The following is a 1,177-nucleotide window of genomic DNA, read 5'->3' on the forward strand; positions in this document are numbered from 1 at the left end:
GCTTTATTAAGTGACTAAAAATTATTTTCAAAAACTCCTTTATTCTATTGTATTTGTTGGTTTTACCTGTATTTCTCAAGTCAAAGCAGAACATCAGCCTGATAGGGCAACATTTGATGTAGGTGTGTTGGCATTGAGAGGGCATTCTCACGCTAAAGAATCTTGGCAACCCACAATGACATGGTTGGAAGAACAAAACCCTAACTATGAATTCAACTTACATACTTACGATTTTGACCAACTAGAAGAAGCCTTTTTACACGGTTGGTTGGATTTCATATTAACGAGCCCAGGACAGGCAACTAAGCTTGCTCGTGAGTACCCTATTAACTGGCTAGCAACGCAGAAAACGGCTTACAGCAATGTGCCGAACAAGTCGATAGCATCAGTCGTTGTTGTGCGTGAAGAATCGCCTTTTAAAACACTGAGAGACATCAATGAAGCCAGTATCGCCGCTGTATCAGAAAAGGCGTTTGGTGGTTTTCTTGCTCTACGTTATGAGCTCGACAAACTTGGGTATTTCAACTCATCGTTCTTTGAAACAATCCACTTTACTGGCCCACCGACCGATCAGTTGATTCTCGATGTGATCGACGACCAAATTGATGTTGCAATTGTTCCTGCTTGTACGCTGGAAAACATGGCGGCCGAAGGCAAGATAGAGCTGCATAATTTGAGAGTGCTCAACGAAAGAAGGCCTGCTGATTCGGTTTGCGCAGTTAGTACTCCTCTGTACCCAAATTGGACCATGGCCATGACGGAGCGTGCTCCAGTAGATGTTGGGCAAAAGGTCGCACAAACCCTGTTTGCAATGCCTGCATCGCATTCAGCCGCTATTGCTGCCAACAATGTGGGTTGGACGCTACCTGCGCCTAGCGTTAACGTAGATAAAGTCTACAAGCATTTGGACTTACATCCCTTACAGAAACCTTGGGCGCAAAAGGTTCAAGAGTGGCTACATAAAAACCAAGCAGTCGCTATCGCAGCGCTGCTAACATTGGTGTTACTGACTATCTATCACTTTTGGCTAGAGTGGACGTTCAAACGTAGTAGAGAAAAGTTGAAAGCTACCCACAATGATTTACGTCGCAAGAGTAGCATGTTGGAACACGCTCAACGTATTACGATTGTGGGAGAATTAGGCAGCAGTATCGCACATGAAATTAATCAACCATTG

1 protein-coding gene is annotated in these 1,177 nt (G+C 44.1%); it reads left to right on the forward strand.

The window, feature by feature from the left end; genetic code table 11:
• Nucleotides 1-70 precede the first annotated feature (70 nt).
• Nucleotides 71-1,177, forward strand: a 1,107-nt coding sequence (locus R7P67_RS25480) for a PhnD/SsuA/transferrin family substrate-binding protein (protein ID WP_411912819.1), incomplete at its 3' end; no start/stop codon positions are given.

Source organism: Vibrio sp. Vb0937 (genome assembly GCF_033338855.1).